Below are 1,107 nucleotides of genomic sequence, written 5' to 3'. Positions count from 1 at the left end.
GGTTGTTTGCGATCCCAGATTGCTTGCTCGACGTTGAGTTGGCAATGCTGTAATAGCTGGCCCGTATTGGTGTCACGAGTAAGCTCATTTGGGTGCATCAATAGCAGTATGTCGTGCTTGCTGGTGAGTTTAGGCACCAGCAAGCAAATACAGTTGAACTGAAAACCGCAATGGGGACACGGTTGTGACATTACAGTCGAACCCCTTCACGCACTGGGCTAATACCATCCGAGAACAGACGAACACCACTGATTTGTTCTGGTGTGGCTGTTGGTGCCATGCTCGGGTTCAGAGGGTAGCTTACGCCAGTGTACTGCATGACATGTTTTGCTGGTGTTGCGCCGCCGCCACTAACATCGAAAATCAGGTCGCGCCAACCGTGCGACGTTTGTTGGCCGAGCATCATTGGGCTTCTTACCAGTGTAATTCGACTGTTGAAGCGCCATTCTTTTTCATGGTTTTCGAACACCAAGAGCGTACAACCGCCTGAGCCGCACCAATCCAATTGAACCAGCAGTTCTTCATTACCATCACCATTGAGATCGTACGTTAACCAGCGGTATTGGTTATTGCTTGGGTCGGTTTGGTGAATGAAGAAGTAGTTACGTACCGCAGCATCGACTTTGGAATCGAAATCGGCACTGGATGGGACGTCAGCACTGCCGATAGGTTGGTCTGCGCGCTTCGCCGCCGGTTGTTGAACGCCTGCATCACGAACGGTTGCTGGGTAAAGCACTAAGCCACCATCGGCGATCGGGTACACCATGCTGCCCACTTTTTCCTTGGTGGCTTTGAGTTGGTTGCCTTCGCGCGTAAAGAGTCGCTCAGACATCAAACGTTGTTGCTGGTGGTGGGTCATCACAACTTGAACTTGCGACGGGCTCAACTGTTGCCAGAAGCCGCGTTCCACTAATGGGTCTTGACCGTTTGAGTAGCTGTATTTCGTCGTGGCGCTGTGGTCAGGGTTTAAGGTCATTTGCACCTCAAAACCTTGTGATTGCGTTGAGGTGGCTACATAGGTATTTGCCCAGCTAAGCGTTGCATCAACGTTCGCTGCCATGCCACCCCCTTGGTAAGTGTTTCCATCGTGTTTGAGAGTTGCTTTCC

At 51.4% G+C, this 1,107-nt stretch carries 2 protein-coding genes; both read right to left on the bottom strand.

What is annotated here, in order from left to right:
- Positions 1 to 191: DTW domain-containing protein (locus R7E78_RS24500; protein ID WP_318058390.1), on the bottom strand; the 191-nt coding region annotated here is incomplete at its 3' end.
- On the bottom strand, positions 191 to 1,107 hold a 917-nt coding region (locus R7E78_RS24495; protein ID WP_318058389.1), incomplete at its 5' end, for a hypothetical protein. The genes R7E78_RS24495 and R7E78_RS24500, both read right to left, overlap by 1 nt.

The organism is Vibrio sp. YT-19(2023) (genome assembly GCF_033337395.1).
This window is presented reverse-complemented; position numbering and strand designations above follow the sequence as displayed.